At 69.6% G+C, this 15641-nt stretch carries 13 protein-coding genes; 9 read left to right on the forward strand and 4 right to left on the reverse strand.

Annotated features, from left to right (window positions below; genetic code table 11):
• Positions 1 to 2 precede the first annotated feature (2 nt).
• Complete coding sequence (locus tag FB561_RS17920) at positions 3 to 1556, forward strand: GMC family oxidoreductase (RefSeq protein ID WP_145808118.1); 1554 nt, start codon at positions 3 to 5, stop codon at positions 1554 to 1556.
• Positions 1557 to 1558: 2 nt separating this feature from the next.
• Here the strand turns inward: FB561_RS17920 and FB561_RS17925 are convergent, their stop codons facing one another.
• The 4 genes from FB561_RS17925 to FB561_RS17940 all read right to left on the reverse strand — a co-directional run bounded on the left by FB561_RS17925 (position 1559) and on the right by FB561_RS17940 (position 7827).
• Complete coding sequence (locus tag FB561_RS17925) at positions 1559 to 3685, reverse strand: winged helix-turn-helix domain-containing protein (protein ID WP_145808120.1); 2127 nt, start codon at positions 3683 to 3685, stop codon at positions 1559 to 1561.
• Between the two features lie 163 nt (positions 3686 to 3848).
• Positions 3849 to 5258 carry a glucose-6-phosphate dehydrogenase gene (locus tag FB561_RS17930; protein ID WP_145808122.1) on the reverse strand — a complete coding sequence of 470 codons (1410 nt, stop codon included), beginning with the start codon at positions 5256 to 5258 and terminating at the stop codon, positions 3849 to 3851.
• Between the two features lie 120 nt (positions 5259 to 5378).
• The gene (locus FB561_RS17935; RefSeq protein ID WP_145808124.1) at positions 5379 to 5915 is read right to left on the reverse strand and encodes a hypothetical protein; all 537 of its coding nucleotides are present in this window, start codon (positions 5913 to 5915) and stop codon (positions 5379 to 5381) included.
• A 121-nt stretch (positions 5916 to 6036) separates the two neighbouring features.
• Positions 6037 to 7827: a sigma-54-dependent Fis family transcriptional regulator gene (locus tag FB561_RS17940; RefSeq protein WP_170284694.1), complete on the reverse strand. Its 1791-nt coding sequence runs from the start codon at positions 7825 to 7827 to the stop codon at positions 6037 to 6039.
• A 192-nt stretch (positions 7828 to 8019) separates the two neighbouring features.
• Between FB561_RS17940 and FB561_RS17945 the strand changes: the two genes are divergently transcribed.
• The 8 genes from FB561_RS17945 to FB561_RS17980 all read left to right on the forward strand — a co-directional run bounded on the left by FB561_RS17945 (position 8020) and on the right by FB561_RS17980 (position 15628).
• Complete coding sequence (locus FB561_RS17945) at positions 8020 to 8265, forward strand: hypothetical protein (RefSeq protein ID WP_145808128.1); 246 nt, start codon at positions 8020 to 8022, stop codon at positions 8263 to 8265.
• 208 nt (positions 8266 to 8473) lie between these two features.
• Positions 8474 to 10123: a ferritin family protein gene (locus FB561_RS17950; RefSeq protein ID WP_145808129.1), complete on the forward strand. Its 1650-nt coding sequence runs from the start codon at positions 8474 to 8476 to the stop codon at positions 10121 to 10123.
• A gap of 82 nt (positions 10124 to 10205) precedes the next feature.
• Positions 10206 to 11279 (forward strand): NADH:ubiquinone reductase (Na(+)-transporting) subunit F, encoded by a 1074-nt coding sequence (locus FB561_RS17955; RefSeq protein WP_145808131.1) that lies wholly within the window; start codon positions 10206 to 10208, stop codon positions 11277 to 11279.
• The gene (locus FB561_RS17960) at positions 11276 to 12451 is read left to right on the forward strand and encodes a ferritin family protein (protein WP_145808133.1); all 1176 of its coding nucleotides are present in this window, start codon (positions 11276 to 11278) and stop codon (positions 12449 to 12451) included. The genes FB561_RS17955 and FB561_RS17960 overlap by 4 nt, the downstream gene beginning before the upstream one ends.
• A complete protein-coding gene (mimD, locus tag FB561_RS17965; RefSeq protein WP_170284695.1) occupies positions 12448 to 12822 on the forward strand; it encodes a propane 2-monooxygenase effector subunit MimD in 375 nt (124 codons plus the stop codon). Before FB561_RS17960 ends, mimD begins: the two co-directional genes overlap by 4 nt.
• 24 nt (positions 12823 to 12846) lie before the next feature.
• Positions 12847 to 13890 (forward strand): amidohydrolase family protein, encoded by a 1044-nt coding sequence (locus FB561_RS17970; RefSeq protein WP_145808135.1) that lies wholly within the window; start codon positions 12847 to 12849, stop codon positions 13888 to 13890.
• Positions 13890 to 14606 carry an iron-sulfur cluster assembly protein gene (locus FB561_RS17975; RefSeq protein WP_145808136.1) on the forward strand — a complete coding sequence of 239 codons (717 nt, stop codon included), beginning with the start codon at positions 13890 to 13892 and terminating at the stop codon, positions 14604 to 14606. The genes FB561_RS17970 and FB561_RS17975 overlap by 1 nt, the downstream gene beginning before the upstream one ends.
• On the forward strand, positions 14603 to 15628 hold the full coding sequence (locus FB561_RS17980) for an NAD(P)-dependent alcohol dehydrogenase (protein ID WP_145808138.1): 1026 nt from the start codon (positions 14603 to 14605) through the stop codon (positions 15626 to 15628). Before FB561_RS17975 ends, FB561_RS17980 begins: the two co-directional genes overlap by 4 nt.
• Positions 15629 to 15641: the final 13 nt, after the last annotated feature.

The raw sequence follows: 15641 nt of genomic DNA on the forward strand, positions 1-15641 counted from the left end.
GCATGCCCGAGCAGTACGACGTCATCATCGTGGGATCGGGAGCCGGTGGTGGCACGCTCGCGCACCGGCTCGCCCCGTCGGGGAAGCGGGTCCTGATCCTGGAACGCGGCGACTGGCTGCCGCGGGAGGCGGAGAACTGGGACGCCGCCGCCGTCTTCGTCGCCAACCGGTACATCTCGGCGGACCAGTGGTTCGACGGCAACGGCAAGGCGTTCCAGCCGCAGGTGCACTACTTCGTGGGCGGCGCGACCAAGTTCTACGGCGCGGCCCTGTACCGGTTGCGCGAGCGGGACTTCGGCGAGCTCAAGCACCACGGCGGGATCTCGCCGGCCTGGCCGATCGGGTACGACGTGATGGAGCCGTACTACACGCTGGCCGAGCAGCTGTACCAGGTGCACGGGGCCCGCGGTGAGGATCCGACCGACCCGCCCGCCTCGGCGCCGTACCCGTATCCGCCGGTGTCGCACGAACCGCGGATCCAGCAGCTGTTCGACGACATGGCCGCCGTCGGGCTGCACCCGTTCCACTCGCCGTCGGGGGTGATGCTGGACGAGGCGAACCCGGCGTTCAGCAAGTGCATCCGGTGCGCGACCTGCGACGGATTCCCTTGCCTGGTGCACGCGAAGTCCGACGCGGACGTCATCGCGGTCCGGCCGGCCATCGAGAACGACACCGTGACCCTCCTCCGCAACACGCACGTCCGCCGGCTCGAGACCGACGCGTCCGGGCGGACCGTGACGTCCGTGGTCGCCGAGGTCGACGGTACGGAGCAGCGCTTCACCGCCGACGTGGTCGTGCTGTCGGCGGGCGCGGTCAACTCGGCCAAGATCTTGCTCGCCAGTGCCGGGGACAAGCACCCGAACGGTCTCGCGAACTCCTCCGACCAGGTCGGGCGGAACTACGTGTTCCACAACAGCCGGGCGTTCCTGGCGGTGTCGACCGAGAAGAACGACACCCGGTTCCAGAAGACGCTCGGGCTGAACGACTACTACTTCGGCGACGCCGACTTCGACTACCCGATGGGCAACCTGCAGATGGTGGGCAAGTCGTCGGCGCCGATGTACCGCGGGGAGAAGCCGGTCGAGACCGCGCTGGCCCCGTCGTTCGCGCTGCGCGACGTCGCCGAGCACGCGGTCGACTTCTGGCTCTCGGTCGAGGACCTGCCCGATCCGGACAACCGGGTCACGCTGGACCGCGACGGCAACGTCCACCTCAGCTACACCCCGAACAACCAGGAACCGATGGAGCAGCTGTACAAGCGGACCAAGAAGCACCTCAGCAGTTTCGGCATGCACCCGCACCACCTGATTCCCCGCAGTGTCTACATGAAGAACGACATCCCGGTGGCGGGCTGCGCGCACCAGGCCGGCACCGTCCGGTTCGGGCACGACCCGGCGACCTCGGTGCTGGACATCAACTGCAAGGCGCACGACGTGGACAACCTGTACGTGGTCGACACCAGCTTCTTCCCGAGCATCGGCGCCGTGAACCCGGCCCTGACCGCGATCGCGAACAGCCTCCGCGTCGGCGACCACCTGCTGGAGCGACTCGGCTAGTACTACATCCCCCACTCGGCCATCAGCTTGACCGCCTGGCCGCGGGAGGAGACGCCGAGCTTGCGGTAGACCGACTTCGCCTGGGACTTGATCGTGTTCGGCGAGACGTACAGGCGGTCGGCGATCTCCGGGAACGACAGGTGGGTCGGCAGGAGCTGGACCAGCCGGAGCTCGGCCGTGGTCAGCGAGGATGCGCCGGCGGCCGCGGCGACGGTGATCTGGTCGACCCGGGTCCGGAGCTTGCGGACGGCGGCAGGCAGGGTCCCGAGGTCGGGGCGGCGGCGGAGGATGTTCTGCGCCTGTTCGAGCACGGCCCGCGCGCCGTCGGGGTCGACGAGGGTCAGGTACGCCCGCGCGAGTTCGAGCAGCGCCTGGACGGACACCGCGGGCAGCGCGTAGGTGAGCAGCGGGCGCAAGGCGGCGGCACGGCGTACGTACTGGCGGGCTGCTCGCATCTCCCCACGGCGAACGGCGGCCTGGGCCGCGGACGCGAAGACGAGCGCGCTGGTCCAGTACCCGTCGAAGCGGCCGGTGTCGACGATGTCGACCGCACGCTTGAGCAGGGCGTCGGCCGCGGCTTGTTCGTCCTGCTCGAACGCCAGCAGCGACTGCTCGACCAGGATCAGCGCGGTGAGCGGGAGAATGTCGAAGCCGGTCGCGACGTCGTACGCGTGGGTGAACCCGGCGTCCGCGCGCTCGTGATCGCCCTCGAGCATCCACGACAGCGCCTCGCAGTGCAGCATCGTGGCCCGGAACGGACTGGCCGAGCTGAGCCCTTCCAACGCGAGGACGCTGTCCGTCCGCATCGCCGCCGGCCCGGCCCGGCCCAGGTTCGCGCGCATGTACGCCAGGGTCGCGGCGACCGTACTCCCGTCGGACAAGGTCCCCGTCACCGGCAGGCTCTCGGCCACGCCGACCCAGCGCTCGGCCTCGCGAACCCTTCCCAGCAAGGCGAAGATCAACGCCCCGTGCGCGGCGACCGCGGTGTACTGCGGTGCGCGCGGTCGCTTGTCGAGCAGTTGCAGCCAGGCCCGCACGGTGTCGACCCGGCCGGAGGCCCAGACCGGTTGCATCAGTTCGAGGACGAGCCGGGTCGCCCGTTCGGTGTCCGCGGCCGCGTCGGCGTGCTCGATCGCGGCCTCGGCCAGACCGTTCGCCTCGTACCAGTCGGCGGCCCGGGTGTGCATCGCCCGGACCAGGTCGGGATCGCCGCGGCGCAGATCGGCGCGGAGCAGGTCGCGGAGCAGATGGTGGTACCGGTACCACTCGCCGTGGCGGTCCAGCGGGACGACGAGCAGGTTGCGGCGTTCCAGCTCCTCCAGCATCCGGGCGGATTGCTTGCCCCCGACAACGGCATCGCAGAGTGGGCCGTTCATCCGGTCCAGCAGCGAGGTCTTCACCAGGAACTCGGCCTGGCCACGCGGCAACCGGGTCAGCAGCTCGGTGTGCAGGTAGTCGTCGACGAGCCGGTCGTCCCCGGTGAAACTGAACCCGGTCGCGGGGGAGCCGGACTGGATCGCCAGCGCGGCCAGGTACAGCCCGGCCGGCCAGCCCTCGGTCCGCCGGACCAGCTCGTCGGTCTCGGCCGCGGACACCTCGGCCCCCGCCAGCCGGAGCAGCGCGGCCGCCTCCTCGGACCCCATCGCGAGCTGGTCGACCCCCACCTCGACGATCCGCCGGCCGACCCGCAACCGGGACAGCGGCAACGGCAGCGCGTCCCGCGACGAGACCGCGAGCTGCCAGCCGTCGGGCACCCGGAACGCGAACTCGGCGATCGACGTCCGGCACTGCGGGCTGGTGATCGACTCGAGGTGGTCGAGCACGACCAGCACCGGGGCCGGCAACTTGCTCAGCGTCGCGACCAGCCCGGGGACGACGTCCACACCGCCACCGAAAACAGCGAGCAGCGCTCTCGCCTGATCGCCGACCGGCGCGATCCGGTCCAGCGCGTCGATGATGCCGGTCCAGAGCGCGACCGGGTCGTTGTCCGAGCGCTCGCAGGAGATCCACGCGACCCGCGGCCCGAACCGCTCGGCCCACTGCGCCAGCAGCGTGGTCTTGCCGTACCCCGGCGGCGCGACGACCGCGGTGACCGGCTCGGCTGACCGCAGCAAACGCTCGACCAACACGCTCCGCGGCACCAGCCGATCGCGGGCAGCCGGACCTCTCGGCCTCTCGTTTCGCCCCCCGGAGGTCGCTCTCGGTGCGGTGGCGGGAACGGAGGCTGCACCCGAACCAGTGTCCGGCCCCTGCACCCTCCCGACCCTACGCCCTGATCCTGAACTCGGGGACCTACTTCGGTCCCGGCAGCCAGGGCGCCCGCCAGCCACCGAAGCCGTCCGCCACCTCACCGGCCGCGGCCGGCCCCCAGCTCCCCTGGGCGTACGCGTGGATCGGTGTCGGCGCGTCGAGCAACGGCTGCATGATCCGCCAGGTCTCCTCGACGCAGTCCTGCCGGGTGAACCTGGTGCTCTTCCCGGTCAGCGCCGCCTGCAGCAGCACCTCGTACGGGGTCGGTCCCTCGCCGCCCTCCTCGGCGAACTCCATGTCCAGCTCGATCGGCGCGATCCGGGCCTGGTCGGCGCGATGCGCGTCCAGCCGGATCCGGATCCCGGTGGCCGGGTCGAGCTTGACCACCAGCTGGTTCGGTTCGACCAGGTGCCCGGCCGGCCCGAAGCCCAGCCGGGGCGGCCGCCGGAACACCAGTCGCAGCTCGGTCTGCGTCACCGGCAGCCGCTTACCGGTCCGGATCAGGAACGGCACCCCGGACCAGCGCCAGTTCTCGATCTCGAGCCGGAGCGCGGCGTACGTCTCCGTGCTCGACCCGGGCGCGACCCCGTCGATCTTCTGGTACCCGTCGTACTGGCCACGGACGTAGTGCGCCGGATCGGCCTCCTGGACCGAGCGGAACAGCGCGGCCTGGGAGTCCTTGAGCGTCGTCGGGTCACCGCCGGACGGTGGCTCCATCGCGGCTGCCGCGACCACCTGCATCAGGTGGTTGACCACGACGTCGCGGAGCGCGCCGACCGGATCGTAGAAGTGACCGCGGTCCTCGACACCGAAGTTCTCCGCCATCGTGATCTGCACGCAGTCCACGTAGTTGCGGCTCCACACCGGTTCGAGCATGGCGTTCGCGAACCGCAGATAGAGGATCTCCTCCAGCCCCATCTTGCCCAGGTAGTGGTCGATCCTGAACAGCTGCGACTCGTCGATGTACTGGTGCAGCTCGTCGGCCAGCGCCCGCGCCGAGCGCAGGTCGTGCCCGAACGGTTTCTCCACCACCACCCGGGCGCTGGTGGTCAGCCCGGCCTCGGACAGCCCCTCCACCACCCGCCCGAACAGGAACGGCGGGATCTCCAGGTAGAACACCGGCGTCTCGGCGCCCTTGATCGCGTCACCGACCCGCTGGTACGTGGCCGCGTCGGTGAAGTCACCGCTGACATAGGTGAGCCGGGCCGCGAAGCTGTCGAAGACGGCCGGGTCGATCCGGACCCCCGTTCCCTCGATCGAGGTCCGGGCCCGGTCGACGAGCTGGTCCAGGGTCCAGTCGTCCGCCGCCACCCCGACGATCGGGCAGTTCAGCAGGCCGCGCGCCTCCAGCCGGTACAGCGACCGGAACGTCATCACCTTGGCGAGGTCGCCGGTGATGCCGAACACGACGAGAACGTCCGCCTGCTTGCCCTCCGAGTTCCTGGCCGTCATCCGTCCACCCCGGGTCTCAGCGCCGGCGCCGGTCGACGCGGCGCGCGGTCCGGCGGGACGTCCGCCGGGCTACTCTGCGGGATCCGAACATGAGTCGCCTCCTTCGTCGGCCGCCGGCCCTCACTGGGCGGCGGCGGTCTCCATCTCGTGCAGGTCCTTGGCCTCGTCGGCCGCCATCAGCCCGATCTCCACCAGGTCCAGCGGACTGATGAAGCCGTCCGAGATCCGGAACCCGCCGGCCCGGGCGATCGCGTCCCGCAGCGGCACGGCCCACTGGTGTTCGAGCAGGATCAGCGCGGCGGCCGAGTCGTTCGGGATGTCCTCCAGTACGTCCCACGCCTCGTCCTCGAACACCTCGATGCCGTCCGCGGCGGCCGCGGCGCCCATCTCGGCACCCTTCGCCATCCCGTCCTCGCCCTCGATCCCGAGGCCGATCAAGGCGCCGATCACGGTGCCCAGCTCGGCGGCCTCGTCCATCGTGAGGTTGCTGAGGTGGTTCACCTCGATCGCGCCCTCGGCGTCCTTGCTGACTGCCAGCGCGTCGATCACCCGAACCGTGTCGCTCGCCCGGAGCCGCTCCAGTTCGTCGATGATCTCCCCGTGGAAGTCCGGGTGCCGGAACCCCAGCACCAACAACTGCACCGGTCCAACGGCCATCAGGCTCACCCTTTCCCTGCCGGATCATCGGCAGCCCCCGAGCACCCCACGGCCGCCGTCGCTCCATCGTCGGTACCGGGCCGGGGGCGGGCATCATCCGCAGGGGGTGATTCCGCCGGGGTCAGATCCCGTAGGCGTGGATCTTGCGGTAGATGCTGGCCCGCGACATGCCCAGCGACTGGGCCGCGCGGCCCTTGTTGCCGTCGTTGTCGACCAGGCTGCGGATGATCGCGTCCCGCTCCAGCGACTCCAGCTGGCTGAGGCTGCGGCGGCTGATCGCCTGCAGCCGGGCCGGGAGGTCGGCGGGCACGATCGTGCCGGCCCGGCGCCGGTGCTGCACGACCTGGGTGAGGACCTGGTACAGCTCGGCGGTGTTGCCCGGCCACGCGGACCGGAGCAGCTGGTGCATCGCCTCCGGGGAACAGGTCAGGTCGCCGTGGCTCAACTGGGCCAGGAAGAACGGCACCAGCTCGCGGACGTCCTCGACGTGGTGCCGCAACGGCGGGACCTCGACGGTGAGCGGGAACAACGCCAGCAGGTCGCCGAGCTCGGGATCGTTCGCGCCGTCCTCGCTCAACGTGATCGCGACCCACGGCGGGTTCGACGGCCGCCGTTCGCGGACGCCGTACAGCACCCCCACCAGCTCGTCGAGCCCGGCCGCGTCGAGCCGGTCGGCGTGCCGGATCACCAACGCCTGCACGGCCTCGTCGGCCAGCTCGGCCGCCAGGTCGGGGCCGAACGTGTCGCCGGCGGCCGCCGCGTCGATCACGTGACACGAACCCGCCGGACTGTTCTGCTGGTGCGCGGCCCGGGCGAGCGCGACCTTGCCGACGCCCGGTTCACCGCTGAGCACCACCCATTGGCCGGCCCGGTACGCGTTGTCCACCTCGCGGCCGCTGCCGAGCCAGGGCGCGCTCCGGCCGACCACCCCGGGCAGCCCGGGACGCGGTGGCGGCCGGTTCCCGGCGACCGCCTTGCCGAGCTCGACGGTCTGGGCCACCACGTGGATGACGCCGCCGACGGGCTGTCCACCGGCCTCGACCGGACGGCAGCTGATCCGGACCCGGCTCCCGGTCGGCAGCTCGGTACTGATCGGCTCCGTACTGCCGCGGGCCAGCAGCTCGGCGGCGTACGCCAGAACGGCCTGCTGGTCGGCGGCGTCGAGGTTCTGCTGGGCCTTCGCGTTCATCAGCAGCAGGTCCTCGTCGATCGCCAGCACCATGTCGCCGGACCGGCGGTTGCTCTGCAGATAGGCCTGCAGCAACGCCAGCTCGCGCGCCGAGCTGTCGGTCACCAGGGCGGCCCGGATCTGCTCGGCCGTGGTCTTGGCGAGCGCGATCAGCAGCGAGCCCGCGTCCTTGCGCCAGCAGGTCAGGTCGATCGCGCCGACGGTCTTGCCGGTCACCGGATGCTTGATCGGGACACCGGCGCAGGCCAGGTCCTCCAGGTCCTCGGCGAAGTGCTCGTGGCCGAAGACGTGCATCGGTCCGCCGCCTTCGAGCGCGGTCCCGATGCCGTTCGTGCCGGCGTACCGCTCGGCGTAGCTGAAGCCCGGGGCGAGGTGCACCTTGTCGAGGTGGTTGCTCAGTCGCGCGTCGGCGGTGAGGCGACGCAGGACGAGGCCGTTCTTGTCGGTGAGGATGACGCTGATCGGCTGGCCGGCCAGGTGCTCGTGCAACCGCTGCAGCACCGGCCGGGCACTGCGGGTGAGCGGCAGGTCGGGATCGGGATCCGCGATGTACGGCAGGGCGATCCGGTCGGCCGGGAGGTTCATCCGGCGGGCCCGCAGCCAGGACGCGAGGATCGGTGGCCGGACGTCGCGTGGCGGCACCGGTTCGGCCGTGAGGAAGCGCAGCCGGGCCTTCGCGGCCCGGCGGCTGTCGTCGCCCGACAAGGGTGCGAGCTCGTCCACTGGCCCTCCCGAAGCCAGGGGAGACCTCCCGAAGGCGCAGGCCCCCCGCACCGGTCGTATCGCGTCATCGAGCATAGTCCGTCGGCGCCCCGGCGCGGTGGTCTCAGATTGAGACAACCGCCCTGATCGCCAGGGCTTGTGATGCCGTCCGCGCCGGGCTTGTGATGCGAGGAGCGAGTGAGGAGGCCGTCGATGGACGAACCCCACCAGACCGACGAGACGTACAACCCGTGGACCGTCGTGAACCTCGTCTTCCACCACCTCGCCGACGAGGGCCTGCACCCCGTCCTGGGCGCCGCCGGGCATCCGGGCGAGCCGGCCGCGGCGCTGCTGGTCGCGTTCGGCATCCAGCCGGTCGCCGAGGGGAACGCGAAGATCCTGCGCGACACCGACGACCAGCTGGCCGATCTGCGCCGCGCGGTGCTCGGCGAGCCCTGATCGCCGGCCGAGCACCGGCCGGCCGCAAGGCTTCTCAATTTGAGACCTCGGCGCCCGGGCCGGTGGCGATGTACTGCAACTACGAGCAAGGCGCGGGCGCCCGGCCAGTGTCCGCTGTCTGCCTGGTCACTCGGCCGCGCCCGGTACACGGGGTGCCGGAACGGCGGGCGGCCCACACCAGTCGGCCACAGCGAGTGTGAGGAGTGCCATGAGTCGCCAGAGTGTGGCAAAGGCCCACCAGAAGATCCAGGAACTGTCCTGGGAGCCCAAGTACCACGAGCCGGTCTCGCAGTACGGGACCGACTACTCCTTCCAGAAGGCGCAGAAGAAGGACCCGCTGAAGCAGGTGCTGCGGTCCTACTTCCCGATGCAGGAGGAGAAGGACCACCGCGTCTACGGAGCCTCCGACGGCGCCATTCGCGGCAACATGTTCCGTCAGGTGCAGGAACGCTGGCTGGAGTGGCAGAAGCTGTTCCTGAGCATCATCCCGCTGCCGGAGATCTCGGCGGCCCGGGCGATGCCGCTGCTGTTCCGGACCGTGCCGAACCCCGAGCTGCACAACGGCCAGGCGATCCAGATGATCGACGAGGTCCGGCACTCGACGATTCAGCAGAACCTCAAGCGCCTGTACATGAACAACTACATCGACCCGGCGGGCTTCAACTCCAGCCTGCGCAACTTCCAGAACGACTACTGCGGCACGATCGGCCGGCAGTTCGCCGAGGGGTTCATCACCGGCGACGCGATCACGGCGGCCAGTATCTACCTGACCATCGTGGCCGAGACCGCGTTCACCAACACCCTGTTCGTCGCGATGCCCGCCGAGGCGGCCGCGAACGGCGACTACCTGCTGCCGACGGTGTTCCACTCGGTGCAGTCCGACGAGTCGCGGCACATCAGCAACGGGTACGCGACACTGCTGATGGCGCTCGCCGACGAGGACAACCACCAGCTGCTGGCCCGCGACCTGCGCTACGCGTGGTGGAACAACCACCGCGTCGTCGACGCCGCGATCGGCACCTTCATCGAGTACGGCACCAAGGACCGCCGCAAGGACCGGGAGAGCTACGCCGAGATGTGGCGGCGGTGGATCTACGACGACTACTACCGCAGCTACCTGGTGCCGCTGGAGAAGTACGGTCTGGAGATCCCGCACGACCTGATCGAGGAGGCGTGGAACCAGATCTGGAACAAGGGGTACGTGCACGAGGTCGCGCAGTTCTTCGCCACCGGCTGGCTGGCCAACTACTGGCGGATCGACCCGATGACCGACAAGGACTTCGAGTGGTTCGAGTCCAAGTACCCCGGCTGGTACGACAAGTACGGCAAGTGGTGGGAGAACTACAACCGGCTCAGCACCCCGAACGGGCATCACCCGATCGTGTTCGAGGACGTGGACTACGAGTACCCGCACCGCTGCTGGACCTGCATGGTGCCGTGCCTGGTCCGCGAGGACATGGTGATGGCCGAGGTCGACGGCCAGTGGCGGACGTACTGCCACGAGATGTGCCGGTGGACCGACGAGGTCGCGTTCCGGCCGACGTACGAGGGCCGGCAGACGCCGAACATGGGCAAGCTGATCGGCCACCGCGAGTGGGAGACGCTCTACCACGGCTGGAACTGGGCCGACGTGGTGAAGGACATGGGCTTCGTCCGCGACGACGGCAAGACCATGACCGCGCAACCGCACCTCGACCTGAACCCGGACAAGATGTGGACGCTCGACCACCTGCGCCGGTGCCCGCCGCTGCAGAGCCCGAACGTGCTGCTGAACGAGATGACCGACGACGAGCGGACGGCGTTCGCGGCCCGCTACGTCCGCGGCGGCCCCGCCGGACGAGCGCCGGTCGACGCCTGAGCCGTGGTCCACGGACGGGAGGGCGGCCGCGTCTGTCCTCCCGTTCCCACCTCGTCGTTCGACGACCAGCCGTGAGGGAGCCATGGGCGACAAGCACGTCGTACGGTTCGAGCCCGTCGGGATCGAGATCGAGGTCGACGAGGAGCAGACGATCCTGCGGGCCGCCGCCGAGCAGGGCGTGATGCTGATGCACGGCTGCAAGGAGGGCCAGTGCTCCTCCTGCAAGTCGTTCGTGCTCGACGGCGACGACATCGAGCTCGACCGGTACTCGACGTTCGCGCTGCCCGAGTACGAGCTGGACGAGGGGTACACGCTGCTGTGCCGGGCGCACCCGTACGAGGACCTGACGATCGAGCTGCTCAACTACGACGAGGAGATGATCCGCTCCGGACTCCCGATCCAGGAGCGGACCGCCGAGGTGGTCGCCAACGACCCGGTCACCCACGACCTGCGGCACCTCGTGCTGAAGCTGGACGACGCCGGTGAGCTGAAGTACTTCCCCGGCCAGTACGTCGACATCCGGGTACCGGGCTGGGAGGCGACCAGGTCGTTCTCGATGGCGAACCCGACCAGCCGGGAGGACGGGCTGCTCGAGTTCGTCATCAAGGTGTACCCGGGTGGGCTGTTCTCCGAGCACCTGGCCACCCGGCTGGCGGTCGGCGACCGGCTCGAGCTGTCCGGCCCGTTCGGGGTGTTCACCCTGCGGGACAACGCCGACGCGCCGCTGCTCTTCCTCGGTGGTGGGGCCGGGATGGCCCCGATCCTGTCGCTGCTGCGGTCGATGGCGGCCCGCGGCATCGACCGCCCGACCACCTTCTACTACGGGGCCCGGGCCCGCCGGGACCTCTGCTTCGAGGCGGAGCTGCGGGAACTCGAACGCACCCTGCCGCGGTTCCGCTACGTACCGGCTCTGTCCGAGCCGGCCGAGGACGACGGGTGGGACGGCAAGGCCGGTCTGATCACCGACGTCGTGAAACAGCACGAAGCCGATCTGACCGGCGCGGACGCCTACGTCTGCGGGCCGCCGCCGATGGTCGAAGCCGCGATCCCGCTGCTGGAACAGCTCGGGGTGGCGGCCAAACACGTCTACTACGACAAGTTCACCACGACCGGCGACGCCGGTGACTCGAAGGTGCTGGAGGCAGAGAACAGATGACCACCACACAGCAAGAGCGGAGCGTGCCGAAGCCGGTCTTCACCGATGCCGAAGCCGGTGCCAAGGAGTTCCCGGACTCGAAGGCCCGCCGGTACAACTACTACAAGCCGCAGAAGCGCAAGCAGAGCCACTACGAGGACGTCACCGTCGAGGTCCAGCCCGACCCGCGGCACTACCTCAGCCAGGGCTGGCTGTACGGGTTCTCCGACGGCCGCGGCGGCTACCCGATGGACTGGACCGTGCTGAAGGCCTGGGGTTCGGACCAGCCGAGCCCGCACCGTGGACCGGGCAGCGGCGGGATGTTCGTCGAGGAGTGGCCGGCCACCGGCTGGCACGAGTTCCGCGATCCGAACGAGGAGTGGGAGCTCACCCTCTACCGGTACAACTCGAACGTGGTCCGCCAGGTCACCCAGAACATCGAGTCGGCCCGGCAGGCGAAGGCCTTCGACCAGTGGAACCCGAACTGGGTCCGGTTCGTCGAGCAGCACGTCGGCGCCTGGATGCACGTGGACCACGGCCTCGGCCTGTACCTGTTCGCGAACGCCAACCGGCGGGCGCCGACCAACATGCACAACAACGCGATCTCGGTGAACAGCATGCACCGGATCCGCGCGGCCCAGGACCTCGCGCTCTACAACCTGACCCTGACCGAGGAGATCGACGGGTTCGACGGCAGCGCGCACCTGCAGACCTGGAACTCCGACCCGGTCTGGCAGGGGGTGCGCGAACTGGCCGAGCGGCTGACCGGGATCGACGACTGGTGCGAGGCGATCTTCGCCGCGAACGTGGTGTTCGAGCCGCTCGTCGGCGAACTGTTCCGCAGCCAGCTGATCCAGCAGGCCGCCCCGCGCAACGGCGACTTCGTCACCCCGACGGTGATCGGCGCGGCCGAGTACGACTTCGCCGAGCGGGACCTGCGCTACACCACGGCGATGTTCGAACTGCTCACCGCGGACCGCGAGTTCGCCGGCCACAACATCGCGATCCTGCAGGACTGGATGTCCACCTGGACCGCACAGGCGCTCAGCGCCGCCCGGACCCTGCAACCGCTGTGGTCCCAGCCGGACGCCAAGCCGCCGCGGTTCGAGGACGGCCTGGACCGGGCCAAGAGCCGCTTCAGCGGCATCGTGACGAGTCTGCGGCTCGAGGAACCGAAGGAGTTGGCACAGTGACCACCACGCTCAAGGGAGTCGTCGAGAGCCCGTTCAAGGCGGACAACACAGCGTCCAACCGGTGCGGCTTCACCCTGATGAACAACCAGGTCGGCGTCGTCGTCGCGGACGTGATGGGCGGTAAGGACAACGTCACCGTGACGCCGCTGCCCTCGATGATCAGGGTCGATGCCGTCGGCAAGATGGAGGTCGTCTACGACGAGGTCTCCGAGGCGCTCGGCGAGGACGCCGGCTACTTCGACCAGGCCGAGTTCGAGGAGAACATGTCCACGCACTACGGCCGGATGATCCATCTCGACGACCGGACGATCCTGGTCGCGAATCCCGAGGACGCGGCCGAGTACCTCGGCTTCGACCTCACCGCCGTCTGACAGCGAGCAAGCCGGGAGGGGACCATGTACGAGAAGAACGGCGAGAAGTACTTCGTGGTCGACACGCATATGCACTACTGGAACGCCGCCGAGGACAACTGGGTCGAAGGCGCCGAGCAGTACGCCAAGGGGTGGATCGAGTGCTTCTACGGCTACCACGGGCTGGGGCCGGACGACACCAGGTGGACCCTGGAGAAGTACAAGAAGTACTCCGAGGACGACCTGATGTCGGACGTCTTCGACAAGGGCCATGTCGACGTGGCGATCTTCCAGCCGACCGATCTGGCCGAGTGGTACAAGGAGGGTTTCAACACCACCGAGCGGGACGCGATCCTGTTCGAGAAGTACCCGGACAAGTTCGTCCTCAACACCCGCTGGGACCCGCGCGAGGGTGAGGACGGCCTGAAGACCCTGCGGCACAACGTCGAACGGTACGGCTGCAAGGGCGTGAAGCTCTACACCGCGGAGTGGCGGCAGGGCTCGCGCGGCTGGAAGCTCAGCGACCCGGAGGCCTACAAGTACCTGGAGGCCTGCCAGGAGCTCGGCATCAAGAACATCCATGCCCACAAGGGACCGACGATCTGGCCCCTGGACAAGGACGCGTTCGACATGACCGACATCGACCACGCCGCCACCGACTTCCCGGAGCTCAACTTCATCGTCGAGCACTCCGGCATCCCGCGGATCGACGACTTCTGCTACCTGGCCACGCAGGAGCCGAACGTGTACGCCGGGCTGTCCGTGGTGGTCGGCGGGCTGATGCACTCGCGGCCGCGGTTCTTCGCCCGGTGCATGGGCGAGCTGTTGTTCTGGGTCGGCGAGGACAAGATGACGTTCGGCAGCGACTACGCCATCTGGGAGCCGAAGTGGCAGGTCGAGGGCTTCGTGGACTGGGACTTCCCGGACGACGAGCAGTACGCCGACTACCCGCGGCTCGGCGTGGACGGCAAGAAGAAGATCCTCGGGCTGAACGCCGCCAAGCTGTACGGGCTCGAGGTGCCCGAGGAGTACCAGCTCGGGTACGGCAAGCCGGCCGCGCAGGACGACGCGAAGCTGGTCACGCAGTAATGACCGCGGCGGTCGCGGAACGGTCCCGGGTCCTCGCCGCGCTCGACACGGTGCGGGACCCGGAGCTCGACGAGCCGATCACGACGCTCGGGTTCGTCTCGACCTGCGTCGTGTCGGCGGCCGGGGACGTCGTGGTCCGGTTGCGGTTGCCGACCTACTTCTGTGCGCCCAACTTCGCCTTTCTGATGGTCGCCGACGCCTACGACGTGGTGGCGGCGCTGCCCGAGGTCCGCAGCGCCGACGTCGCGCTGGAGGACCACTTCGCGTCGACGGAGATCAACGCCGGAGTGGCGGCCCGGGCCGGGTTCGCGGTGTCGTTCGCGGGCGAGGCGCTGGGGGAACTGGACGAGTTGCGGCGGACGTTCCTGTCGAAGGCCGTGCTGGCCGGTACCGACCAGGTGTGCCGGCCGCTGGTCGCCGCCGGACTCGATCCGGCGGCGCTGGCGACGATGACGATCGGGGACGCGCCCCCGTCCGCCCAGCTGGAGCGGCTGTGCCGGCGACGGGCCGAACTCGGTCTGCGAACCGACCCCGCCGCGCCCCTGCTCGTCGACCCCGGCACCGGTGCACCGATCACCGGTGCCGAGGTGTCGTTGCACCTGGCGCGGGCGCGGACCTCCAGGGTCGGGATCGAGGCCAACACCGGCATCTGCCGGGGGATGCTGCGTCACCGGTACGGAACCACCGGTGCGGGTGAGGAGGAGGACGAGGGATGAGAGCCGTTCGACTGCATGGGTATCACCAGCAACCAGTGCTCGAGGACGTTCCGGAGCCGGCGCTGCGCGGTCCGCTCGACGTGATCGTCCGGATCGGCGGCGCCGGGGTCTGCCGGACCGACCTGCACATCATCGAGGGCCAGTGGGCCGAGGCGATGCACCCGGCGCTGCCGTACACGATCGGGCACGAGAACGCCGGCTGGGTCGAGGAGATCGGCTCGGCCGTCACCAACGTGCAGGCCGGCGACACGGTGATCCTGCACCCGACCCCGACCTGCGGACTCTGCCGCGCCTGCCGCGCGGGCAACGACATGCACTGCGAGGTCAGCACCTTCCCGGGTCTCGACAGCGACGGCGGGATGGCGGAGTACCTGCTCACGTCGGCGCGGGCCTGCGTGAAGCTGGAGCCGAGCACCCGGCCGCAGGACGTGGCCGCGCTGGCCGACGCGGGCATCACCGCGTACCACGCGGTCCGCAAGGCGCTGCCGCTGCTGCCCCCCGGGACCACCTGTGTCGTGATCGGCGCGGGCGGCCTCGGCCACATCGGGATCCAATGCCTGGCCGCGCTGACCGGGACCAGGATCATCGTCGTCGACCGCAACCCGGAGGCGCTGAAACTGGCCGAGCAGCTCGGCGCCGACGAGACAGTCGTTGCTGTCGGCAACCAGGTGGCCGCGGTCCAGGAGCTGACCGGCGGGACCGGGGCGACCGTGGTGCTCGACTTCGTCGCCGAACAGGGCGCCGAGCAGGACGGGTTCGCGATGACCGCGCCGGGCGGCTCGTACTTCGTGATCGGGTACGGCGGCCAGGTGACGATCCCGACCCTGGACATCATCTCCACCGAGCGCAACATCATCGGCAACATCGTCGGCACCTACAACGAACTGGCCGAGCTGATGGCGCTGGCCCAGGCCGGCAAGGTCACCCTGCACACCCGGACGTACCCGTTGGAGGCCGCCACCGAGGCGATCGCCGATCTCGACGCCGGCCGGGTCCGCGGCCGCGCGATCCTCATTCCGTAACGACTGGAGGACC

It is taken from the genome of Kribbella amoyensis, assembly GCF_007828865.1.
Lineage (GTDB): Bacteria > Actinomycetota > Actinomycetes > Propionibacteriales > Kribbellaceae > Kribbella > Kribbella amoyensis.